Source organism: Mesorhizobium sp. C277A, assembly GCF_040324395.1.
Lineage (GTDB): Bacteria > Pseudomonadota > Alphaproteobacteria > Rhizobiales > Rhizobiaceae > Mesorhizobium.
Map to the genome: position 1 here is coordinate 2,055,894 of NZ_JAMYVW010000002.1, position 22,748 is coordinate 2,078,641.

Consider the following 22,748-nt stretch of genomic DNA (forward strand, 5'->3'; position numbering starts at 1 on the left):
ATAGGGAAGATCGTTCTGCCAGGGAGAATTCTGGTCGCAGCGAATTCAGTCGTAGAGATTGTACTTCGCCCAGTCGGCTTCCGGAATCTCGTCGCCGATGCGGTAACGGAACTGCAGGACCTCCATATGGTCCGGCGCCGTCTCGCATTTGAACTTCAGCCGGTACCACTGTCCCTTGCTGCGGAAGGCAGCGCCCGGGCTGCGGATGGCATCGGCTTTCATTTCCGGCGTCGCGAAGGCGTAGGCGACGACGCGGTCGGCCTTGTACTTGTGGTCGTCATGGCTGATACGGTCGAGCACTTCGGCGTCGCATCTCTGCTCCAGCCGGGTCTCCGGGTCGAGTTTCAGCAGGCCGGCGCGCAGGGCGGCGTCCATCGCGTGGGCGGGCCAGGCCAGCGTCACCGAGGCCAGCGCCGCAAGGAATAGTTTTTTCATGGGCGGGAGAACGACCATAACTCGCGTGAAAAATCAACCGGAGTGCCATTTTGGGGCAGCCGGATATGCGCGGAAATCGTCGTTGGCCGGGCAGGGTGTCTTGACGCAGCCGCTTTGACACGTCGCCGGCGCCATTCTTAATTGTCCGGGCTGCCATGCACCGATTGCCCATTTCGCCGTCTTTCCGCTTCTCGCGATCGCGGCAGCCACCGCCATGGCCGCAAGGCGATATAGGCAGCGAGGAAGGTTCTCTGTGCAAGGCCGGCCTCGCTGTGCCAGACCTCCCTTATCCCCGCCGCCCTCAATGCCCTTCGTTGGGTGCTGTTGCGTTCCCAGCGCCGGCTGATGCTGCCCGCCCGATAGTATTTGTGGCAGAGCACTTGCGGCACGCGGACAAAGCCGCCGAGCAGCGACAGATGCAGAAGCCAGGTCCAGTCGGCGCTGAATTCGCCTTGGCTGTTGGGCTTGATCCCGCCGCTGCGGTGGAACGCCCAGGCCCTGAATACCCCACGGTTGGGAACCCACCATCCATGCGGCTGGCGCGCCATCACCCGGCCACGCGCAAAACCGTCCTGCAAGCCCTCCAGCAGGTCGAACTTCCACGTGGCACTTTCGCCGCTGACTTCGATCACTTCGACGTCGCTGAACGACAGTACGGCCTCGGGATTGGCATCGAGCGCCCGCACCAGCGCCTCGATATAGTTTGGATCGATGACGTCGTCATGGAAGGCAAAGAACATCAATTCGCCGCTGGCATTGGCCATCAGATCGTTGGAATTCTTCAGCCATCCCAGGTTTTTGTCCCGGCGCAGGATACGGACATCGTCGCGGCCGCCGGCGAAGGCTGAAACGATCTCGAATGTCGCGTCGGTCGAATTGTCCTCGCCGACCAGGATCTCGATATTGTCCCAGGTCTGCGCGGCGAGGCTGTCCAGCGTACGCGAAATGAATGCCGCCGAATTGTAGCATGGCACCAGCGCCGTGACCTTCGGCCGCCAGCCGGATCGAAGCTGGACTTGTTTCTGCGCTACCTGCTTCGCGCCGCCCTGTTCTGTCTCACCCATTCACTCGATCCCGCAGATTTGCCGCGCCAGCCTGTCGGCAAGCCACGGCGCCGTCGAATATTTACCTGTGTCGACCGAGATGTAGTTGCCCAGGCGGTTGACCCCGAATTGGTCGCGGCGATGGATTGTGGCTTTCGGGTCGCTGAGCGAACCACGCCCTTGCGCAAACACGAAGCCGCCGCGTACCTCAAGCTCCTCGGCATCGTCGAACATGCTGGAAACACTGGGCACCAACCGGGCGAGCGTGGCGCGAACGTCGCCGATGAACCGCTGTCGTGCGTCGGCATCGAGCGCTTGTGGCGTTTCGATCGAGAATTCGCCACTCTCCGCAAGCAACCCGCTCGGGTACCAGGAGAGATAGAAGTTGCGCCCGTCATAGTTTTTTATGTCGCCGAACGGGCCAAGGGCGACGACCGCGCACGGCACATCGACAGGCTGCCTGGTGCGGCCGAACAGGCAAAGCCTGTAGCGGTGCGACCATCCGGGAACCGGCTCGATGCCGGCCGTGCGGTCGACAGCCAGCCGCCCCTCCCAAAGGCAATTGACGACGATGTCGAACGCCTCACTTTTCTCGCCTGCGACCGCCACGCGCCATTTCCCGTCAATTCCGTCCACCGGCTGTGCCGACAGGACTTTGGACGTCATCCGCAAGCTGATGTTGGGTTCACCCCGAAGCACGGCGCAAAGCCGGTCGGCAACCCATCGCGTGTTGACGGATCGCTCCGGCACCTGGAAGCCGCCGACGATCTGGTCCGAGTTGGTGACATCGGCCAATTCAGTTTTGGAAAGCCGATTCGATCGCGCCGCCGATACGTCGGCAAGGTAGCTGGTGGCGTCAGCGTGGCTGCGCACCAATACATCCACACGTTCAAAGATCGCCCCCAGCGCCTCGGCAGCGACGATCGAGTTGCGATGGACCAGATAAAGGTCTTCCGAAAAGGTCGTGTGCGCTTCCAGATTGCTTCCGATCAGCTCGGAAACAAGCCTGCCGAAACACAGTCCTCCCGAAAGCAGATGCCGGGCGGTCAGCAGCGAGGGATCGTTCCCGTAGAGATAGCCGAGATGAATCTTGCCCTCGTTCCAACGGCTGGCGCAGGCCATCGGCTCGCTCTCCTTGTCGAAGAGGGACACCGCGTAGCCTCTGCGGGCCATCATGAGAGCGAGGCTGGCGCCCATGATGCCGGCGCCGAGAATAGCCATTCTGCCGCGAGGCGCTGTCATGTCCTGGCGCGCATCGCGGCCTCTCCTTTCCCGATGAGTGTCCTCAGGGGTTCGATACGTAGTTTTCAGGGTCGTATTCGGTATCGCAGAAAACCAGCAAAGACGGGTTCTCGCCTTCATAGGTCTGCAGCGCCCACACCGGGGCATCGACCAGCACCGCGCGGTTCGATGCGGTGAGCGTCAGCCGTTCGACCTGTTCCTGATAGCGAAATTCGATGCCGATCTCGCCCGACAGCTGCATCATCAATTGCCGGCCCGAGCCGTGTGCATGTCCGCCCCGCGACGTGCCGCGCGGCGCGGTGACGACGAACGCCCGCACGGCTTGGAAATTGTAACCGCTGAACTCGATAGCGGTCAGCATTCCCCTGGGATCGCAATGTAACGAAGTGGGGATCTCGGTGACCTTGCCGCCAAAGAACGTTCGATGCTGCATAACGTAAGCCCGCCATATGCCGGTCGAAATTTACCTCAGACTAGCGCTTATATCAAAAGACAGAGAATACAAGCACTTAGGAGGTGTTTTGGGACACAGCAGCGGATCGATGTCGAGCTCGGCCTCAGGCCGATACGGTGCCGACTACCGAAGGTCGCCGCGCCGTCACGACTTCTGAGTCGCGGCCGAAACCACGGCTTAAGACCTTGGTCCGAGCGGTCTAGGACCTTTGAGTTCGGAAGGCCGGCCGGTCCCAACGAGGGTGATCTACTTCAGCAATTTCAAAGAGTTATGCTGGTTGGCGTTTCGCCGGCCGGCCGCTTCGTTCTCGCAATGAAAGCACAGCTATATCCAAGTTTACCCTTTGTGTTAGCGATTCCTCATGTTGCCCGCTATAGCGGTTAGTGGCGGTGGCAATCTCGGAGGTAGTTATGACATCCCGAAAGACCCTTTTTGCTGCATTTGCGGTGTTCTCGCTTCTGGTGTCGCCGGCCCTGGCTGCTGCTGGTGGCAACGGCCATGGTAACGGCCATGGCAATGGTAACGGTAACGGCAATGGCAATGGCAATGGCGGAGGAAACGGTAATGCTGGCGGCAATGGCGGAGGCGGCGGTTCGCTCGGCAAGTCGGCATCCGCCAAGGGCCAGGCCCCTAAGGGCCAGGTCGCCAAGGCCGCTACCCCTTCTGTGTCCAAGGAAAAGAATATCCATGCCAAGCTGGGCCGGTTGAACTCGCTGCAGCGCAACGCCAACGCCTTTATGCACTCCAAGAGCAAGAACTTCGCTGGCGTGCAGGCTTTTGTGACACAGTCGGCAATAGCCAAGAACGCTCAATCGGCGCTCGATGCCGCTAATCAGGCGGTTGCCGACGCCAAAGCGGCGCTCGACGCGCTGAATGCGAAAGCGGCTGACCCGAATACCCCGCCCGAAGATGTCCCGACGCAGGCCGACCTCGATGCAGCACAGGCAGCGCTCGATGACGCCACCCAGGATGCGGCCGCTGCTCAGACCGCCGCCACAGCTGCCGCTGCCAACGTCCCATCGATCGATGCAGCCCTTGCCCAAATGGCCAACAAGCCCGTTGACCCTGAGGTGACAGATTGGGCCAATAGCGTACTTGCCGACAAGATCGACCAAGTAGCCGCCAAACTGGCGCCGGCCGCGCCTTAAGGCCCCATGCGGCGGCAGCGATCCAATCGACGATAAGCCGTCGGGTCCGCCCGGCGGCTGCACCTTTCTCGCCTATCTGCAGCGTTGGTCCCAATGCAGGTCCGAGATTCTGGTCATGGCTATTTTGCAAAATCTCCAGCCGGGCCGCCGTCCTCAAGGCTGAATTCATGCGTGCTTCGCGCATCTTCATCGACCACACGAAACCAATGCTCCTGAAGCGCTCTAGGCGACACCCTTTGGCCCGTGACCTTCTCTACCGCAGATAACGGATCATCGGCGCTCGTGGCCTGAGTTGAGACACACTCCTCTCCATGCCACTCTTCCACCTGGTACTCTGGCATGCCGGCCTACCTACCGCTCCCCAGAGCCTTCGCTTCCCGCTCCAGCGTCTCGCGTCGGTTGCCGTGCTTCGCGATCAATTCCTTGACCTGCTGCGGGGTGATGCCGGCCTTGGTGGCGAAATACTCGACTTCATAATCCTCATCGGCAGAGACGCGGTCCCGATCGCGGAAGTCCGTCTTCGTTTTGTCGTCGGCCATTTGCTTTGCTCCTGGTTGAATGATCAACCGCAACGTGCAGCCGCAGCCTTTTGTTGCAGCGGAGCCCGGATTTCCGAAACGGTCACATGGGAAAACGGCCCTCAGTCGCAGGAGGTGCTGGTGTTGCTGTAACTTTGAACGGAACGGTTCTTCTCCTTGACGGTTGTGACGTGAAGGAGATGCCTCATGTTTGAAAGTGTGATGTGGTTGATCGTCGTTGCTGGTGGGCCACTGTTGCTGGCCCTATTGATGGCATACGTTCTTATGACCCGACGCCACCGTGGTCCTGCAGAACGCAGGCAAAGCGACCGCGCGACCAAACGGCTCTATCGCCAGGACGAACGTTGATCCTTAGGCTGGCGCAACGTTTGCGCTCACGCTGGCCCGCTGCCTCACGGTGGCAGGCTTCTTCGCTTTAGGAAGTTAGGAATAACTTAGGAAAGATTTGGCCCTCTTTGAAAATACAGAGGCAATTCAGCACGGTAGCCAAATATCTGGCGGAGGGAGTGGGATTCGAACCCACGGTGGGCTTGCACCCACGCCGGTTTTCAAGACCGGTGCCTTAAACCGCTCGGCCATCCCTCCAACGTGACTTTTCAATCATCTAGGAACATCAACCGACCCAGTGAACGACAGTTGGTATCGAATGATACCTGTCCTTCCGGACCAGCTTGCGGTTCATTTCTCTAGAGCGTTGCCCATCGCCAAGTCAACCATCGGCGCTGCCATGGATAATAGGGGGTGGCGTTCGTTACCCGAACGGAGCTGCGAACCCGTTTTCGAAGGAGCCGGGATCTAATTGCGATCCTTGCTGCCGACCTGCACAAGTTGCAGAAGACCCAGCACAACAAGTGCGAGGACAGTTGCCAAAGCCGCGATCTGCCAGAACCCGAGCCCAACCGCCAGGCCTATGGCGCCTGCCAGCCACATGCCCGCCCCGGTGGTAAGCCCTTGAACCTCGCCCTTCGAGAAGAAGATCAGGCCGGCGGCCAGAAATGCCACGCCGGCAGTCGTGGCTTCGATCAAGCGGATAGGATCGATGGCGATTTCCTGACCATCGAAGACGTGAAGGTGAGTAATCTCGATCGTGAGGATGGCAATTAGAGCCGTCGCAACACAGACGAGGATGTGTGTCCTCAATCCGGCCGGCCGGTTGCGCCATTCGCGTTCGATCCCAACGATGGAGCCAAGGACGGCCGCGAGCAAAAGCCTGGCTGAAATTACGGAAAAGGACAGCCACGTCTGTTGCCCAAAACGTTCAATGAATTCATCCATGAGGCGCAGAACGTATCTCGGGTCGGTCGGTTCCAGGCAGCCGCGCTTCGTGCCATAGATTCACATTCAGACTCCAAGGGCCTGGGCTAGGTCTCGGATGCCTCTCCACAGGCCCGACCGACCCAAGAACTCCGCCACATTCCTGCCCGGTTCCGGACACAATCGATTAATACGCTGATAAACAATTCCTGCGCACAAGGGATGGGGATTGGCGCGTCGCAGGCATTGCTCATCTGGCTCCGCCGAAATTCTAGAAGCGGCGCCTGTGTCGAGACGGTAGGGGACATCGGAAAACATGCAGACCACGACGCATCGGCGTCTTCGTCGCGCTCCTGCTTTGGTGTTGTGCGCTCTTTCGGCTGCGTTGCTGGCCGCGTGCGCGTCGCCGCAGTCCGAGCCGAAAGGCATGGTCTACAAGAAGCCTCGCTCGAAGGAATATTTTGCCGAGACCGAGTACGGCGTGAAGGCCAGCCCGCGCGTTCAGTACATGCGGCGCGGCGGCGGCCGCGACCAGTTGGGCAAGCCCTATCAGGTGCGCGGCAAGTGGTATTACCCCAAGGAAGACAAGCGCTACGCCAAGGTCGGTCTCGCCTCCTGGTATGGCGATGCCTTCCACGGTCGTCTCACAGCCAATGGCGAAGTCTACGACATGACCCATCTGACCGCGGCGCATCCGACCATGCCGCTGCCGAGCTACGCCCGCGTCACCAACACCGAGACCGGAAGCTCGGTCATCGTGCGCGTCAACGACCGCGGCCCCTATCACGAGGGACGCATCATCGATGTCTCGGAACGCGCCGCGCAAATGCTCGACTATGCCAAGGTCGGCACGGCCAGGGTCAAGGTGGAATATATCGGCCGCGCGCCGCTCGACGGCGACGACGACCAATATCTGGTTGCCTCCTATCGCCCGGGCAACAACCGCCCGGACCCGTCCGATGGCTTGCCGACCGGCGTCATGGTGGCGATGAACGGACCTTCGCCGAGCCTATCTGTTGGCGCACCACCTGCCGCAGTGCCGTTTCCTGGTCAGTTGACGAATTCCGACACACAGCCAGTGATGTCGATGCAGGCACCGGGCTCAAGCGATGTGACGCTGCCGGAATTCGGGCCGATCGTGCCTCAGCGCCCGGAATCGCCCTTTGCCGTGGCTTCGCTCTCCTATGCGGATGCACGCGTGCAGCGCGCCGACGTCTTTGCAGCACTCGATGACCAGGGCATGTCACCAGCCGACATCCTGCAATCGTGGAAGAAATCCAACCCGCAGGCGGCGCCTGCCGTTTCCGACTATGTCGCCGCCGGCTCCTTCGACGATGCCGCCGAGGCAAAGCGGGTGGCTGCGGCCCTAAAACCCTTCGGCAGGATAGAAATCCAGAGCACCGAGCTCGACGGCAATGACTGGTACGCGGTCAATCTCTATCCGGATGGCCACGGCAATGTCGACGACCTCTTGCGCGCGGCATGGTCGCATGGCGCGCCGGACGCGCTGGCTGTGCGCAACTGACCAACAAAGGCACGCCGGTTTTGTGATTGCGCGGTTGATCCGCCGGGAAGAAGCCTGATAGCGTTGCGGCAAGTTTCTGCCGGCTAACAGGTCGAGCCTCTTCATGCGATTTCGCCTTTTCCACCCTTTTGCCGGGCTTTTTGGCCTTGGCTTCTTGCTTGCCGCGCTGGTTCCGGCCAACGCGCAGCTTTTCGAGACCAAGGCCACGCAGGCTTTCATGATCGATGCCGAAACCGGCACGGTGCTGTTTTCCAAGGATGCCGACCAACCGATCCCGCCGGCCTCGATGGCCAAGCTGATGACCATGGAGATGGTCTTCAACGCCATGAAGTCGAAGCGCATGAGCCTCGACGACACCTTCGTGGTTTCGGAAAATGCCTGGCGCAAGGGCGGTGCGCCTTCGGGAACGTCGACCATGTTCGCCAAGCTTAAATCGGCGGTCCGGGTCGAGGACCTGATCCAGGGGGTCACCATACAGGCCGCCAATGACGGCTGCATGGTGCTGGCCGAAGGCATGGCCGGCTCGGAAGAGAATTTCGCCGCGCAGATGAACGATCGCGCGCGCCAGATCGGGCTGGCGAAATCGACATTCGTCAATTCGACCGGCCTGCCGGCCGACGGCCAGCAGACGACGGTGCGCGAACTGGCGCAGCTTGGCCTGCATATCTGGCGCGAATATCCGGATCTCTATCTCTATTACGGCCGGGCCGATTTCACCTGGAACAAGATCTCGCAAAAGAACCGCAACCCGTTGCTGGCCATGGGCATCGGCGCCGACGGAATGGCGGTCGGGTCGAGCGAGGCGGGCGGCTTCGGCATTGTCGGCTCGGTCAGCCATGACGGGACGCGGGTGATCGCCGCGATGAGCGGATTGGCGAATGATCGCGAGCGGGCCGAGGAAGCGCGCAAGCTGCTCGAATGGGGCGTCCGCTCCTTCGAGAAGACTGAGATTTTCGCCAGCAACGAAGTGGTCGGCGAGGCCCAGGTGTTCGGCGGCGCCAAATCCAGCGTAGCGCTGAAGGCAAAGGCGCCGATCGACGTCCTGCTACCGATCGCCAACCGCGACAAGCTGACCGCCAGGATCGTCTATCAGGGGCCGGTATCGGCGCCGGTGGAGGAGGGGCAACCCGTCGGCGCGCTGCGCGTCTGGATCGGCGACACGCTGAGCCAGGAAACACCGCTTTTCGCCGCCGAATCGGTTGGCGTCGGCACACTGCCGCAACGAGCGTTTGATGCCGCCAGGGAACTGGCCGTAGGCTGGCTGCGTTGAGTTCCTGCGGCGTGGACCTTTTCTCGGGCGCGGACTAAGACACCAGCGCAAAGCAGGACAAAGGCCTTTCGATTGGCAAGCGGATTTTTCATCACCTTCGAAGGCGGCGAGGGCGCCGGCAAGTCGACGCAGATCGAGCGGCTGGCCCAGAAGATGCGCGCCAAGAAATACGATGTCCTCCTCACCCGCGAACCCGGGGGGTCACCCGGCGCCGAGGCGGTCAGGCACGTGCTCCTGTCCGGCGCCGCCGAGCCTTTCGGGCCGAAGATGGAGGCGCTGCTGTTTGCCGCCGCGCGCTCCGACCATGTCGAGCAGGTCATCCGGCCGGCGGTGGAGCGCGGCTCCATCGTGCTGTGCGACCGTTTCCTGGATTCGTCGCGCGTCTATCAGGGCGTCACCGGCGGCCTCGATCCGGCTTTCATGGAAGCTCTGGAGGAGGTCGCCATCAACGGCATGATGCCGGACATGACGCTGATCCTTGACATTGACCCCGCCGACGGCTTGCGGCGCGCCGCCGCGCGGCGTGGCGCCGAGGACGGTCCGGACCGCTTCGAAAAGGAGACGCTGGACATCCACCAGCGCCGCCGTGACGCCTTCCTGGCGATCGCAGCCGCCGAGCCGCACCGCTGCATCGTGATCGACGCGTCGGCGCCTCCCGCTGCGGTGGAGGATGTCATCACCGCGGTGGTGTTCGCCGCACTTGAGGCGAGGGCGCCCGCGCGCAACCGACAGGCGGCGCCCGCATGATCTTCGAACGCATCGCTCCCGAGCAGCACGACACACTGGACGGTGTACCGGAGCCGTCCGAGACGCTGCGCCTGGTCGGCCATGAGCAGGCGGCCGCGATGCTCGCTGCCGCCTATCGCTCGGGAAAACTGCCGCATGCGTTGATCTTTGCCGGGCCGGTCGGCATCGGCAAGGCGACGCTTGCCTTTCACCTGGCGCACCATCTGTTGAAGCATCCGGCCTTCGACCAGGCGCCGGATGTGTTTGCCGTTCCCGATCCGGCCTCACCGCTGTTTCGCCAGATCGCCACCGGGGCGCATCCCGGCGTGCTGCACCTGACCCGGCCGCTGAACGACAAGACCAAGAGTTTCAAGACCGTCGTCACCGTCGACGAGATCCGCAAGGTCAACCGCTTCCTGTCGCTGACCTCGCATGACGGCAGCTACCGGGTGGTGATCGTCGATCCGGCCGACGACATGAACACCAACGCCGCCAATGCCTTGCTGAAGAACCTCGAGGAGCCGCCGAGCCGCACGCTGTTCATCCTCATCGTGCATGCGCCGGGCAGCCTTTTGCCGACCATCCGTTCGCGCTGCCAGATGGTGCGGCTGACGCCGCTCGATGCCGGCAGCCTGATGAGTGTTCTGGAGACCGTCGAGCCGCCGCCACCTTCCGATCCTGCCGCGCGCGCGGCACTGGCGGAACGGGCAGGGGGCAGCGCCCGCAATGCGATCCTTCTGACCCAATATGGCGGGCTGGAGATTGCCGGCACGCTCGACGCCCTGGTCACGTCGGGCAAGAGCGACATCGCCGGCGCCTATCGCCTTGCCGAGGCCGTCGCCGGCCGCGACCAGGCGATCCAGTTCGACATCTTCAACCGCCGCGCGCTCGATCTGCTCTCCATCGGCGCCAGCGAGGCCGCGCTGGCCGGGGATCTCGCGCGGGCGAAAACGCTGTCCGACACTTGGCACGAGGCGCTGAACGCTATATCTGAGACCGATACCTACAATCTCGACAAGAAGCAGCACGCCTTGACCATGATCGACCGCCTGAATTCCGCAATGCGAATGTGACCGGATCCGGCCTCGGGTCGGGATGGCAATCGCCGTCTCGATGCGATATCCACCGCTCACACTCAATTCGGACATTCATGACGGTTCATTCATGTCACGCGACACATTCTACATCACAACACCGATTTTCTATCCGAACGGCAAGCCGCATATCGGCCACGCCTATACGGTCATTGCGACCGACGCGCTGGCCCGCTTCCAGCGCCTGGACGGCAAGGACGTGCTCTTCCTCACCGGCACCGACGAACACGGCCTCAAGATGCAGCAGACGGCCGAGAAGGAAGGCATAACGCCACTCGCGCTTGCCGACCGCAACTCGGCGATCTTCCGTTCGATGACAGAGGTCCTGGGCGGCTCGAATGATGATTACATCCGCACGACGGAACCACGCCACTACGAGTCGTGCCAGGCGATCTGGAAGGCGATGGCGGCCAATGGCGACATCTATCTCGACCGCTACAGTGGCTGGTATTCGGTCCGCCAGGAAGCCTATTTCGAAGAGAGCGAAACCACGCTCGGCGACGACGGCGTGCGCCGCGAGCCGCTTGGCTCGCCGGTCGAATGGAATGAGGAGGAAAGCTACTTCTTCAGGCTTTCCGCCTATCAGGACAAATTGCTTGCGCTGTACGAAAGCCAGCCCGATTTCGTCGGTCCGGCCGAGCGCCGAAATGAGGTGATGAGCTTCGTCAGGTCCGGCCTCAAGGACATCTCGGTCTCGCGCACGACCTTCAATTGGGGCGTGCCGGTGCCGGGTGACGACAAGCATGTGATGTATGTCTGGGTCGATGCCTTGACCAACTACATCACCGCCGCCGGCTATCCCGACACCGAGGCCGAGCAATGGCGCTACTGGCCGGCCACGCACATCATCGGCAAGGACATCGTCCGCTTCCATGCTGTCTACTGGCCGGCTTTCCTGATGTCGGCCGGCATCGAACTGCCGAACCGCGTCTTCGCGCATGGCTTCCTGTTCAACCGCGGCGAGAAAATGTCGAAGTCGGTCGGCAATGTCGTAGACCCCTTCACCATGGTCGAGCATTACGGCCTCGATCAGGTGCGCTATTTCTTCCTGCGCGAGGTGCCCTTCGGCCAGGACGGCAGCTACAGCCACGACGCGATCGTCAACCGCACAAATGCCGATCTCGCCAACGGTCTCGGCAATCTGGCGCAGCGCTCGCTGTCGATGATCGCCAAGAACTGCGGCGGCGTGGTGCCGCATCGCGGCGAGCTGACCGAAGCCGACAGCGCGATCCTCGACCAGGCGGTGGAAGCGCTGGGTACCGCGCGCCACGCGATGGCGGAACAGGGCATCCATCTCGCGTTGGCGGCGATCTTCGGCGTTGTGGCGGAAGCGGATCGCTACTTCGCCTCGCAGGCGCCCTGGGCGCTGAAGAAGACCGATCCGGCGCGCATGGAAACAGTGCTGTGGACGACCGCCGAACTGGTGCGGCGCGTGGCATTGCTGTGCCAGCCCTACATTCCGGGGTCGGCCGGCAAGCTGCTGGACCTGCTGGCGGTGCCGGCGGACAAGCGTGACTTCGCGCATGTCCATGCCGACTATGCGCTGGTGCCCGGCACGGCGCTGCCCGCGCCGGAGGGCGTGTTTCCGCGTTATGTCGAAAACCCTGAGGCGAGCGCCTGATGCTCGTCGACAGCCATTGCCATCTCGACTTTCCGGATTTCGCCGAGGAGCGGGCGGCCATCGTCGCCCGCGCAAAGGCTGCCGGTATCGGTCACATGGTGACCATCTCGACACGCGTGAAGCGGTTTGCGCAAGTGCTTGAGATTGCCGAGAGTTTCGACGAAATCTATTGCTCGGTCGGCACCCATCCTCACAATGCCGGCGAAGAGCTGGATGTGACGGCTGAGGACCTTGTGCGCCTGTCCGCGCACCCGAAGGTAGTGGCGATCGGCGAGGCCGGGCTGGATTATTTCTACGACAAGGCGCCACGCGATGCGCAGGCGCAGGGTTTTCGCACTCATATAGCAGCCGTGCGCGAGACCGGGCTGCCGCTGGTGATCCATTCGCGCGATGCCGATGACGACATGGCTGCCATCCTCGAAGACGAAACAGGGAAGGGCGCCTTCCCCTTCATCCTGCATTGTTTTTCGTCGGGGCGACGGCTGGCAGAGGTCGGCGTGGCGCTTGGCGGCTATGTGTCCTTCTCGGGCATACTGACCTTCAAGAACTCCGCCGATTTACGCGCCATCGCAGCCGATGTGCCGCATGACCGGCTGCTGGTCGAGACCGACGCGCCGTATCTGGCGCCGGTGCCGTTCCGCGGCAAACGCAACGAGCCGGCCTATGTCGCGCATACAGCCAAGGTGCTGGCGGAGACGGTCGGCGTTGGCGAAGCCGAGATCGCGACGCTGACGACGGCAAACTTCTTCCGGCTGTTCGGCAAGATGCCGCGGCCCGCCGGGCTCTGACGCATGAGCGACCGGCTGCGCCTCACCATCCTCGGCTGCGGCTCGTCACCTGGCACGCCGCGCATCACCGGCGATTGGGGCAATTGCGACCCGGCCAATCCGAAAAACCGGCGTACACGCTCAGCCGCGCTCGTCGAGCGGATAGCAGCCAACGGCGCCAGAACCACGGTCGTCATCGACACCGGGCCTGATTTCCGTGAGCAGATGCTGATGGCGGCGGTCCGGCGCATCGACGCCGTCGTCTATACGCATCCGCACGCCGACCACATCCACGGCATCGACGATCTGCGCGGCTACGTGCTGGAGCAGCGCCATTTGATCGATGTCCATGCCGACCAGCCGACCATGCTCAGGCTGCGCGAAGCGTTCGGCTATTGCTTCGAGACGCCGCTTGGCAGTTCCTATCCGCCGATCGTCAGGCCGCACATCATCGATCACGCAAGGGCGGTGACGATCGAAGGCGAGGGCGGTGCCCTTACCCTCGAGCCGCTGCCGCAGATCCATGGCGACATCATTTCGCTCGGCTTCCGCATCGGCGGGCTGGCCTACTGCCCCGATATAAGCGACTTCCCGGATACCACCGCCGAGCGGCTGCGCGGCCTGGAAATGCTGGTCATCGATGCCTTGCAGTACCATACCCATCCCAGTCATCTGTCGCTCGGTCAGGCGCTTGGCTGGATTGAAAAACTGGCGCCGAAACAGGCCGTGCTGACGCATATGCATGTGCCGCTCGACTATGCCACGGTGAAGGCCGAGGTGCCGGCCAACGTCACTCCGGCCTATGACGGCATGGTGATCGAAATTCCTTTATGAGACAGCATGATACGAGCAGATCTTTATAAGGACGTTCGGTTCTCCGGCGCGAAGATCAGCAGCGTTCCAATCCGCTCATAGCCCATGCGGGGATAAAGCAGCGCTCCGGCACGCGTCGCCAACAGCATCGAGCACCGCGACGCATGCGCTTTGTCGTCATGCAGCATTTTGGCCATCAGCGCCTGGCCGATGCCTCGACGCCGGTACGAAGGCTCGACAAACATTGCCGAGCACCATGTGGCGCCGATGGCGTCTATGCTGCGCACACGCCCGACGATGGCGTCGCCATCGAGCGCCACATACTGGCGAAACGGCGCATCGTCGCCGAGTTGATCGTCTGGAAGTGGCCGCCTGCGTATGACCTTTCCCAGTTGTGCAGCGCGTTCAGCCGTCCTCACGCGTTCGATAGAGACGATTACTGGCGGGTCTGGAATTTGGCGCAGCGACTGGACGAAAAAGCCTTCCGTCCGCAGCAGCCGGTAGCCGAGCGCCTTGTAGGCAGTTCGCGTCGGTTCGTCCGGGCCGTCATTCGCGATCACGACCGAAACGGCAAAGCTTGGCCCCGCATGCTGCCGCACGATGGCATCGGCTTCCTCGGCGGCGACGTCATGGACGATCCATTCTTCGCCACGGTAGTCGCGTGCATTCTTGCGCTCGGCATCGCGCATCAGCCACAAGGGTCCGACGCGGCTGGCCGATGCCTCGACGCCGGTACGAAGGCTCGACAAACATTGCCGAGCACCATGTGGCGCCGATGGCGTCTATGCTGCGCACACGCCCGACGATGGCGTCGCCATCGAGCGCCACATACTGGCGAAACGGCGCATCGTCGCCGAGTTGATCGTCTGGAAGTGGCCGCCTGCGTATGACCTTTCCCAGTTGTGCAGCGCGTTCAGCCGTCCTCACGCGTTCGATAGAGACGATTACTGGCGGGTCTGGAATTTGGCGCAGCGACTGGACGAAAAAGCCTTCCGTCCGCAGCAGCCGGTAGCCGAGCGCCTTGTAGGCAGTTCGCGTCGGTTCGTCCGGGCCGTCATTCGCGATCACGACCGAAACGGCAAAGCTTGGCCCCGCATGCTGCCGCACGATGGCATCGGCTTCCTCGGCGGCGACGTCATGGACGATCCATTCTTCGCCACGGTAGTCGCGTGCATTCTTGCGCTCGGCATCGCGCATCAGCCACAAGGGTCCGACGCGGCTGGCCTCGTAGGGAAAGGAACGGCTCTTGTCGGTGCTGAAGCCGTGCACGAACACTTCGATCGCCGCTTCGATGTCACGCTTTGCTGTCGTCATCGACACAGCGTAGCGTTGGCCATCGGCTCAAGGCAACACGCGTCGATCATGCCAAACCCGTGAAAATCGCAGCAATTTCCAGCTTCAGTCTAATGCACAAGTTCCATAATCTATCTTATGCGACTTTCATATGTGGCTGCTGCTTCCATTACGGACGTGCCAATATACGCCCTGCTGACTGAGATGCGGGCCGGCGGCTCTGATTGCTTGGCGGGAGGAACGTTGACGAAGCAGTGGCGAAATGAGTTGGCGTGGTCTTCATTTCTCAAGGGATGGCGCCTTTCGCAAAGGCCTCGACTTCCTGCTCGACCGGCCCGCGCCGGGATAACGAACAGGAGCGTCATCCCGAAAAGCTTTCCAGGAGGCCGCTGAAGGCTGCTGCGATTGCAACAAGATGGAAGACGCCAAGGGCCAGCCATCTGGAGCCGCCGGCGCCCGCAACAAATGCCCCATAGGCAGGAAACTGCAGCGCAGCCAATCCGATGGAAAGGCTGGTGATCGTTGTGTTGGTCAAAAGCGTTGCCAGCATGGGGACCGGATAGAGAAGTCGCGCCAGCACATAGTCGCCATGCCCGGCCCCGGCCGAATAGAGCGCCAGGAAAAAGGCGACCGGCGTGACGCCGAGGCCGACAAGGAACCCTGCCCGCGAGGAGAATTTTGGCGACGTCATCTGGCCATGGCCATGGCGGCCGGTGGGTCGCCGCCGGGTGGCAGTGGTACGGGAGCGTATCCGGAATAGTCGGCGCGCAGGCGTGCCAGTCCGTTCGAACAGGACCGGAGCGCATCCTCCAGCATGAACATGTTCGCGAGCGGCATTGTCGCTTTGACAACGACGACCACGCCGCTGATTTCCCGACTCCGGATCAGGCCCCGGCGGCTGTGCAGTTCGGCGATGATTTTGTCGACATAGGCCGCCGACGTGTTCACCTCGACTTGCATGATCGGCTCGAAGAGCTGCACGCCCAGCTTGGGAGCGGCTTCACGGAAGCAGGCTCGGCCGGCGATCTCGAAAGTCAGGGGCGAGGAATCAGTATCGTGATACGCGCCGTCGATCAGCGTTGCCTTCACGCCAAGCATCGGGAAGCCAGCAAACGGGCCTGAAGACAGAATGTTCCGCAGCCCCTTTTCGACGCCCGCAACATATTCGTTCGGAAGCGCACCGTCGGCGACCTTGGACCCGAAGACGAAGTCCCAGCTACCGCCATTCGGCTCGAACGCAATCTTGACGCGGGCGAACTGACCCGTACCACCGGACTGCTTATTGTGCGTGTAGTCCTGCTCGTGCTTACGGGTGATCGTCTCGCGATACGCTACCTTGGGCGCGCCGACATTCACCTCAATGCGAGACTCGCGGCGCAGGTGGTCGATGACTATGTCGAGGTGGAGTTCGTCCCTGCCGGCGACGATCGTCTGGCCCGATTCCGCATCCTGCTTGACGTGCAACCAGGGATCCTCGTCCGCCAGCTTCGACAAGGCAGTAGCTAGCTTCTCCTGATCCGCCCGCGACTTCGGCTCGATCGCGATTTGCAGCAGAGGCCAGGGCGCGGCAGACTTTTCTATCATGACGCCATGGTTGCAGATCGATCCGATGACCGCAACGGAGGGGTCTACGCCCGGCCGGCCGCCCTGCCCGTCCCTTTCGCTTCCTGACTGTGGACGCGCGCCAGGAAATCGCGCACCAGCGGAAGTGCCTCATCGAAATGCGTTTCGAGCAACCAGTGGCCGGCGCCATCGATCAGATGAAGCTCCGCTTCCCGCAAATCGCGCTGGTAGGCATGCGCCGATTGTGCCGGCATGTAACCATCCTCGGGGCCCCAGACGATGAGCGTTTGCGGTTGGTGCTCGCGCAGATAGCTCTGATAGCGCGGGAACCAGCCGAGGTTCGCCTCCAGCTTCTCCATCAGGCCGACCGCGAGCCGCCGGCGGATCGGCGTGTCCATCAAAGGCCAGTGGAGTTTCCAAAGATCGGGAGGCACGCGCTCGGCTACAGCGTAATCCACCTCTCCGACAAACTCGTGCCGGAAGCCCTTCTCGCTTACCGCCTCTTCCAACGGCCGGTGCTTTTCGGGCGTCTTTTCCTTCCAATAGGCTTTTATCCCAGCGTATTTCGGCCCGAGAACATCCTGGTATATATCGCCGTTCTGGATGATGAGTGCCGCGATGCGCTCGGGATGTGCGATGGCGTGGCGCAGTCCGATCTGAGAGCCATAATCGTGCAGCCAGAGCGCATAGCGCGACGTGCCGAGCGCATCGGCGAAAGCTGTCAGAAACCCGGCATAGGCATCGAAATCATAGCCAAAGTCCGACATTTCGGGCGTGCCGCTGTAGCCAAAGCCGGGAAAGTCCGGCGCGAATGTATGCCAGCGATCGGCAAGTGCCGGCATCAACCGTCGGAATTGATAGGACGAGCACGGATAGCCGTGCGGCAGGAGAAGGACGGGAGCATCAGGCGGGCCGTCTTCGCGATAGAAGATGCTGTTTCCGTCAATGTCGATCCGGCGATGTTGCAATTATACCTCCTTGCTCAAAGCTTGCCCGCCACTTTGTTTACGGCGCTCGGGCAAGAAGGTTCCCTTGAAGTCAGGGCGTGACGGCTTCCGGCTCTCCATTGCCCGACAGGATCTGCAGCGTTCCGCGCGTGGCGTTGCGGAACGCATCGTCGAAACTGACGCCACGTACCTGCCAGCGATACTCCTTATCCTTGAAGCTGAGCCGCCAGTCGCCGACCCAGCCCAGCGCTTCCTGGCGCCATACCAAAGTGCCGGCAAGCAGGGCGTCCCCATCCAGCGTGTTGGCCACGTCGGCGAGCGCGACGTCGGACGGCCGAGGCAACTCCAGCGGCAAACCGGTCCGGTGCGCCGCGTCCGCCAGCGCAACGCGCATATCCGCCGCAAGCTCGCCGCCGCCATCGCGCACCAGCGTGAAGCCGTCGCCTTTCATCGGCCTTACATCCAGCAGTGCGACCATTTTTGGCCGCGGCACCGCCCACGGTTTGCGCCCGAGCGACGCCAGCAAGGCATTGATCTTGTCCGGGTCGAAATCGGCGGTGATGTAATGCGGCCGGTCGTGGGTGCCCTGCTCGTCATGCGGCGGGCGGTTGTTGAGCAGGTCGCGGTAGCCGACACCAGTGACATAGTCGGCCGCGTGCCGGCTCATGTCCGCAACACGCGGGTCGCCGATCAGCCGCGGGTCGCCGGAAACCTTGACCAGCACCTCTTCAAGGCACGGCGCCAGGCCCCAGGCCCGGTTCTCCTCGCCAGTGCCGCTGGTCACCGATTGCGCGCGGTAGAGGCTGGCGCGGTCGATGTCGGCGGCAGCGACCGGAAAGACAATCAGCACAGCCAGCGCCGCTGCCACAAAGCCCAATTTCAAGCATCCAGGCACCCGCCGACCCTCCCGAACGGTCCGGAACATCCGTTGGAGCCATACTCCTGATCATCAGGGAATTTCAAGGTACCGCCCATCAAGGCGTATCGCCGACGATGCGCCGGTGTACGCCGTCCAGGCTCTCGGTGAGCGCCTCGAACATGTTTCGAGCCGTGAGTTCGCGAAGAACCTGTTCGTTGATGCCGCCGCGCGTCGCATAGTCCTGCGCCAGATGCATGAAGTCGGCATCCGGCGACATATCAGGAGCGCATCCCAAGGCTTTGAAAAGCGAGGCGATGTAATCGCGCCCCTTCCCTTCCTCCACGCCATTCCTCTTGAGCCAGCTGTTAATCGTATCGAGATATCTGAAGTAGCTGGCATTGGTTGCGGTGGCCACGCTCAACGCGTTGAATTCGGCTGGGTTCTCGACCTCGATCACTTTCCCCAGATTGCCGAACAAGGCAGCGACAGTGGCATCCGGCGGGCAGATGATCGTTGCCCCCAGCCGGTGGGCGATCATCGGCATGGGCAGCGCTTTCGTCACCTGGTGCGCGGGTGCGGTCAAGCGGGCAATCTCCTCGCGCGGCAGCGTGGCGATCAAGCTGATGAGGTGATGCTCGCGCCGAAACCGCAAACCCGGCAGGACGTCATGCGCAATTTGCGGCCGGACAGCCAGCATGACCAGGTCGCATTGATCGAGAACCGCCTGATTGTCATCAGCGATACGCACATCCGGATAACGGGCTGCCAGCTCTGCGGCGATCTCTTCATTGCGCGGCGACAGCAGCACGGAGACGGAGTTATCCGCGACGGATTTGAGCCCGCTGACAATGGCCGCTGTAAGGGCACCCGTGCCGATGAAGCCAAGTTTCATCGCGCCTGTCTCTGGTTCATCGGTCACAGCGGCGCATGCTCGAGCCGTACCTGATAGCTCAGCACGCGCTTTTCACCGGGCGCGATCAGCATCACGCCCGGCTTGTCCGCGAACTCGCCATCGAAATCCACGGGGCTGGCAAGCCCGTGCCAGGGTTCGATGCACAGGAACGGAGCGCCGCCCGGCTTCGACCAGATGCCCAATTCCTTAAAACCCTGCCACGACATCTCGATCGCCGCACCGTTCGCGGCGGCATAGCGCACGCTGGTGCTGGCCGGCCGGTCGAGGATCACGGCGTCTGCCTCGAACAGTTGTTCGGAAAGCGCCAGCGTTTTGCCTTCGATAGGCGTCGGCCGCGGTGCAGCCAGCACCAGGCCATCCTTCAGCCGGCGGATCGGCGCCGGCTCGTCCTGGGCAAAGGTCAGGTGGTAGTCTGTCTTGGCGAGCCCCGGCTGCAATGGCCAATTGAAAGCCGGATGTGCACCGATGGAGGCTGGCAGCGTCTCGTCGCCGGTGTTGGCAATCTCGAAGCTCACACCAAGTTCGCGACGCTCGAGGGTGTAGGTGATGGCAAGGCGAAAGGCGAACGGATAGCGCGTGCGTGTATCGGCATCGTCGGTCAACACCAGCGTGCAGGATCGGGGGCTCGCGTCAGCCCACACAAATGGCTTGTCGCGGGCAAATCCGTGCTGCGTCAGGGGATAGACCCGGCCCCGATGGCGAAGCTGGTCCCCCTTCAGCCGGCCGACGATCGGAAACAGCACCGGCGAATGCCGCCGCCATTCCGGCCCGGCCTGCCACAAAAACTCCAGACCCTCGGCATTGCGCAAGGAGACGAGCTCGGCCCCCTGCCCGACAATGGTTGCCGAGATGCCGTCGCCCTGAAGCGTCACTTGTTCCATGCGTTCTCGCGGAAAGCTGCGTGCGAGCGGCAGGTTAGCAAAAGCCCGCATGGACTCAAGGGCGCAGCGACATCGCGCTGATAGAGGAGCGATGTCTCCACGCCAAAACGACAGTGGCCGGAGATTCTCCTCCGGCCACTGCGAGATCGAGATTGTTGCCTTGCTACGGTTCGACTATTCGCGTTCGCCGGTGAAGTTCAGCAGCAGCTGGAAGATGTTGACGAAGTTCAGGTAGAGCGACAGCGCGCCGAAGACGGCGAGCTTCTGCTGCGATTCCGCGTCGAAATTCTCAGCATACTGTTCCTTGATCGTCTGCGTGTCCCAGGCGGTCAGGCCAACGAACACCGCGATGCCGATCACCGAAATGGCGAACTGCAGCGCGGTCGAGCCGAGGAAGATGTTGACGACGCTGGCGATCACCACGCCGATCAGACCCATGATCAGGAACGACGAGAACTGGGTCAGGTCGCGCTTGGTCGTGTAGCCGTAGAGGCTGGTGGCGCCGAACATGGTGGCGGTGATGAAGAAGGTGCGCGCGATGCTGGTGCCGGTGAAGACCAGGAACACCGAAGCCAGCGACAGGCCCATCACCGCGCAGAAGGCCCAGAACATCAACTGGGCGCTCGCCGCCGACATCGTCTGCATCTTGAACGAAAACAACAGCACGAAGGCGAGCGGCGCCAGCATCACCACCCATTTCAGCGGGCTGGAAAAGATCGGCACGTAGAGGGCCGGCGTCGAGGACACCACCATGGCAACGATGCCGGTGACGACGAGGCCGATGCCCATATAATTGTAGACGCGCAGCATGTGGCTGCGCAGGCCCTCGTCATAGACGGCGCCGGCGCGCGCGCCAGTGCCCATGCGGTATCCGAGGTCAGGGGTATTCATTGCGGGTTCTCCTTATGTGGTCTCAGTAAAGCGTCTTGATCAGTAAAGTGTCCTGATCAGTAAAGTGTCTTGGCAAGCGTCTCGGCGGTGCGGTCGAGGTCGTGGACATCGCTGCGCGCGACGACCGCGTACGCGACCTCGCCGATCTGGAAATAGGCAGAGGAGATGTCGCCGGAGGGCGCGATGGCAGGCTTGACCACGTCGAAGGTTCCGGGCCGGATCGCAAACAGCGAGACCAGCCCCATATCCTTCGTCTCCAGCGCCACCTCGACGCTCGGCCCGAAGCGCGACGGATAGATCTGGACGTCGCGGACCTTCCAGTCCTTGGGCAGCGATGGCATGACGATTGCGGTGGCGGCGCGGATTTCGTCGCCATTGTAGTTGGACGCCTCCAGCTGCGAGGGCATCCGCTCGCGCATGAGCGTCGTCTTGTGCGCCCGGATCGCTTCTTCGACATAGGCGGGCGGCGGCGGCGAAGCCACGACCTTGGTCACCAGCAGCGGCCCGAAGAGGCCGTTCGCCAGCCAGCCGGCAGCGACAAAGATGGCGACCGCGGCCGCCCGCTGCAGCACGGCGAAGACGCGGCGACTGGCCAGCCCCCTGCCCAGCCGGCGCGCGACTTCAGTCGTCGCCGGCCGCGCCATGCCTGTGGAAGCAGCCAGCGCCAGGCGCAGTTCGTCGCGCGTCCTCAAGTCGGACATCACCCGCGCCGCAGCCTCCGGACGAGCCGACAGGAACGCCTCGACCTCGATGCGGCGCGCGACATCCAGCTGGTCGTCGACATAGGCGTCGAGATCGGTATCGGTCACCGGGTCCCGCAACAGGTCGGTCATGACGGGTCTCCCACGATCCTCAGATGGCTTTTGGCCGGCGAAGGTGCAGCGTTTTCCATCTCGCGCAGTGCTGCGCGCGCCCTGCCGATACGCGACATCAGCGTGCCCAGCGGCACCCCGCTGGCGTCGGCGGCCTGCTGGTAGGAAAGGCCCTCGATGGCGACCAGATGCAGCGCCGAACGCTGCTCCTCCGGCAGACTGAAAAAGGCCTCGCGCACCTGCGCCAGTCGCACGGAATGTTCCTGCGGCGCCGGCGTGCTGGCATCGGTGAGATAGCCGGCCTGCTCGACACGCGCTGATTCCGACCGGCGCGAGCGCATCTTGTCGATGAAAGCGTTGTGGACGATCGACAGCAACCATGCCCGCAGATTGCCGCCCGAGCGGAATGTGTCGCGCCGCTCGTAGGCGCGCACCAGCGCATCGTGCACCAGATCCTCGGCGTCAGTGCCGTCGCGCGTCAGCGAGCGTGCGTAGCGCCTGAGCGAACCCAGCTGTCCGACAATATCGAAGCGTGGCATCGACCGTTTCATGCCCCGTTTACGAAACAGGCGGGGATCTTAATCCATCGCCACCAAAACTTTTTTGCGTCGCCACAATAGGCATCATGCAATCAGAAGTCCGCTGCGCACTTACCCAT

At 62.4% G+C, this 22,748-nt stretch carries 25 protein-coding genes, 1 tRNA gene and 1 pseudogene; 9 read left to right on the plus strand and 18 right to left on the minus strand.

Annotation, left to right across the window (positions count from 1 at the left end; all coding sequences use genetic code 11):
- Positions 1-45 precede the first annotated feature (45 nt).
- From NKK52_RS10265 to NKK52_RS10280, 4 genes are all read right to left on the minus strand, one after another.
- Entirely contained in the window at positions 46-453 is a 408-nt protein-coding gene (locus NKK52_RS10265; RefSeq protein ID WP_032889884.1) for a DUF930 domain-containing protein, read from the minus strand.
- A gap of 119 nt (positions 454-572) precedes the next feature.
- Positions 573-1,499, minus strand: a complete 927-nt coding sequence (locus NKK52_RS10270) for a glycosyltransferase family 2 protein (RefSeq protein ID WP_023682531.1) — start codon at positions 1,497-1,499, stop codon at positions 573-575.
- A complete protein-coding gene (locus NKK52_RS10275; RefSeq protein ID WP_198031480.1) occupies positions 1,500-2,720 on the minus strand; it encodes an FAD-dependent oxidoreductase in 1,221 nt (406 codons plus the stop codon). It abuts the gene before it with no gap.
- A gap of 43 nt (positions 2,721-2,763) precedes the next feature.
- Entirely contained in the window at positions 2,764-3,153 is a 390-nt protein-coding gene (locus NKK52_RS10280; protein ID WP_023682533.1) for a sugar 3,4-ketoisomerase, read from the minus strand.
- A 431-nt stretch (positions 3,154-3,584) separates the two neighbouring features.
- Here NKK52_RS10280 and NKK52_RS10285 point away from each other — a divergent pair, with 431 nt between their 5' ends.
- Complete coding sequence (locus tag NKK52_RS10285) at positions 3,585-4,322, plus strand: hypothetical protein (RefSeq protein ID WP_023682534.1); 738 nt, start codon at positions 3,585-3,587, stop codon at positions 4,320-4,322.
- A gap of 347 nt (positions 4,323-4,669) precedes the next feature.
- Here NKK52_RS10285 and NKK52_RS10290 read toward each other — a convergent pair whose 3' ends face one another.
- On the minus strand, positions 4,670-4,861 hold the full coding sequence (locus NKK52_RS10290; protein WP_023668952.1) for a DUF3606 domain-containing protein: 192 nt from the start codon (positions 4,859-4,861) through the stop codon (positions 4,670-4,672).
- 186 nt (positions 4,862-5,047) lie between these two features.
- Between NKK52_RS10290 and NKK52_RS10295 the strand changes: the two genes are divergently transcribed.
- A complete protein-coding gene (locus tag NKK52_RS10295; RefSeq protein ID WP_023714187.1) occupies positions 5,048-5,209 on the plus strand; it encodes a hypothetical protein in 162 nt (53 codons plus the stop codon).
- A gap of 147 nt (positions 5,210-5,356) precedes the next feature.
- Here NKK52_RS10295 and NKK52_RS10300 read toward each other — a convergent pair.
- A tRNA-Ser gene (locus NKK52_RS10300) sits at positions 5,357-5,446 on the minus strand.
- Between the two features lie 210 nt (positions 5,447-5,656).
- Entirely contained in the window at positions 5,657-6,136 is a 480-nt protein-coding gene (locus tag NKK52_RS10305) for an MgtC/SapB family protein (RefSeq protein ID WP_031203824.1), read from the minus strand.
- Between the two features lie 295 nt (positions 6,137-6,431).
- Here NKK52_RS10305 and NKK52_RS10310 point away from each other — a divergent pair, with 295 nt between their 5' ends.
- From NKK52_RS10310 to NKK52_RS10340, 7 genes are all read left to right on the plus strand, one after another.
- Entirely contained in the window at positions 6,432-7,640 is a 1,209-nt protein-coding gene (locus NKK52_RS10310; RefSeq protein ID WP_023682535.1) for a septal ring lytic transglycosylase RlpA family protein, read from the plus strand.
- A gap of 103 nt (positions 7,641-7,743) precedes the next feature.
- Entirely contained in the window at positions 7,744-8,910 is a 1,167-nt protein-coding gene (locus tag NKK52_RS10315; RefSeq protein WP_023682536.1) for a D-alanyl-D-alanine carboxypeptidase family protein, read from the plus strand.
- A gap of 72 nt (positions 8,911-8,982) precedes the next feature.
- Positions 8,983-9,657 carry a dTMP kinase gene (gene tmk, locus NKK52_RS10320; RefSeq protein WP_023682537.1) on the plus strand — a complete coding sequence of 225 codons (675 nt, stop codon included), beginning with the start codon at positions 8,983-8,985 and terminating at the stop codon, positions 9,655-9,657.
- Positions 9,654-10,709: a DNA polymerase III subunit delta' gene (locus NKK52_RS10325; RefSeq protein ID WP_023682538.1), complete on the plus strand. Its 1,056-nt coding sequence runs from the start codon at positions 9,654-9,656 to the stop codon at positions 10,707-10,709. The genes tmk and NKK52_RS10325 overlap by 4 nt, the downstream gene beginning before the upstream one ends.
- A gap of 91 nt (positions 10,710-10,800) precedes the next feature.
- Complete coding sequence (metG, locus tag NKK52_RS10330; RefSeq protein WP_023682539.1) at positions 10,801-12,351, plus strand: methionine--tRNA ligase; 1,551 nt, start codon at positions 10,801-10,803, stop codon at positions 12,349-12,351.
- Positions 12,351-13,139 carry a TatD family hydrolase gene (locus NKK52_RS10335; RefSeq protein ID WP_023682540.1) on the plus strand — a complete coding sequence of 263 codons (789 nt, stop codon included), beginning with the start codon at positions 12,351-12,353 and terminating at the stop codon, positions 13,137-13,139. Before metG ends, NKK52_RS10335 begins: the two co-directional genes overlap by 1 nt.
- 3 nt (positions 13,140-13,142) lie before the next feature.
- Positions 13,143-13,952, plus strand: coding sequence for an MBL fold metallo-hydrolase (locus tag NKK52_RS10340; RefSeq protein ID WP_023682541.1), 810 nt, complete (start codon positions 13,143-13,145; stop codon positions 13,950-13,952).
- A 23-nt stretch (positions 13,953-13,975) separates the two neighbouring features.
- Here NKK52_RS10340 and NKK52_RS10345 read toward each other — a convergent pair whose 3' ends face one another.
- The 11 genes and pseudogenes from NKK52_RS10345 to NKK52_RS10395 form a co-directional block, all read right to left on the minus strand.
- Positions 13,976-14,620, minus strand: a complete 645-nt coding sequence (locus tag NKK52_RS10345) for a GNAT family N-acetyltransferase (RefSeq protein ID WP_352630496.1) — start codon at positions 14,618-14,620, stop codon at positions 13,976-13,978.
- Positions 14,559-15,245: a GNAT family N-acetyltransferase gene (locus NKK52_RS10350; protein ID WP_352628862.1), complete on the minus strand. Its 687-nt coding sequence runs from the start codon at positions 15,243-15,245 to the stop codon at positions 14,559-14,561. The genes NKK52_RS10345 and NKK52_RS10350 overlap by 62 nt, the downstream gene beginning before the upstream one ends.
- A 340-nt stretch (positions 15,246-15,585) precedes the next feature.
- Positions 15,586-15,915 carry a hypothetical protein gene (locus NKK52_RS10355; protein WP_023668943.1) on the minus strand — a complete coding sequence of 110 codons (330 nt, stop codon included), beginning with the start codon at positions 15,913-15,915 and terminating at the stop codon, positions 15,586-15,588.
- Positions 15,912-16,811, minus strand: a pseudogene (locus NKK52_RS10360) (translation factor GTPase family protein); the annotation flags it as partial. The gene NKK52_RS10355 and the pseudogene NKK52_RS10360, both read right to left, overlap by 4 nt.
- 41 nt (positions 16,812-16,852) lie before the next feature.
- Entirely contained in the window at positions 16,853-17,755 is a 903-nt protein-coding gene (locus NKK52_RS10365) for an alpha/beta fold hydrolase (protein WP_023682543.1), read from the minus strand.
- 70 nt (positions 17,756-17,825) lie between these two features.
- A complete protein-coding gene (locus tag NKK52_RS10370) occupies positions 17,826-18,602 on the minus strand; it encodes a DUF8605 domain-containing protein (RefSeq protein ID WP_245263066.1) in 777 nt (258 codons plus the stop codon).
- Positions 18,603-18,708: 106 nt separating this feature from the next.
- A complete protein-coding gene (locus NKK52_RS10375) occupies positions 18,709-19,485 on the minus strand; it encodes a pyrroline-5-carboxylate reductase (RefSeq protein ID WP_023682544.1) in 777 nt (258 codons plus the stop codon).
- 23 nt (positions 19,486-19,508) lie between these two features.
- A complete protein-coding gene (locus NKK52_RS10380; protein ID WP_023668938.1) occupies positions 19,509-20,387 on the minus strand; it encodes an aldose 1-epimerase family protein in 879 nt (292 codons plus the stop codon).
- A gap of 174 nt (positions 20,388-20,561) precedes the next feature.
- A complete protein-coding gene (locus NKK52_RS10385; protein WP_023668937.1) occupies positions 20,562-21,278 on the minus strand; it encodes a Bax inhibitor-1/YccA family protein in 717 nt (238 codons plus the stop codon).
- 56 nt (positions 21,279-21,334) lie between these two features.
- Entirely contained in the window at positions 21,335-22,111 is a 777-nt protein-coding gene (locus NKK52_RS10390; protein WP_023682545.1) for an anti-sigma factor family protein, read from the minus strand.
- Positions 22,108-22,641: a sigma-70 family RNA polymerase sigma factor gene (locus NKK52_RS10395; RefSeq protein WP_023668935.1), complete on the minus strand. Its 534-nt coding sequence runs from the start codon at positions 22,639-22,641 to the stop codon at positions 22,108-22,110. The genes NKK52_RS10390 and NKK52_RS10395 overlap by 4 nt, the downstream gene beginning before the upstream one ends.
- Positions 22,642-22,748: the final 107 nt, after the last annotated feature.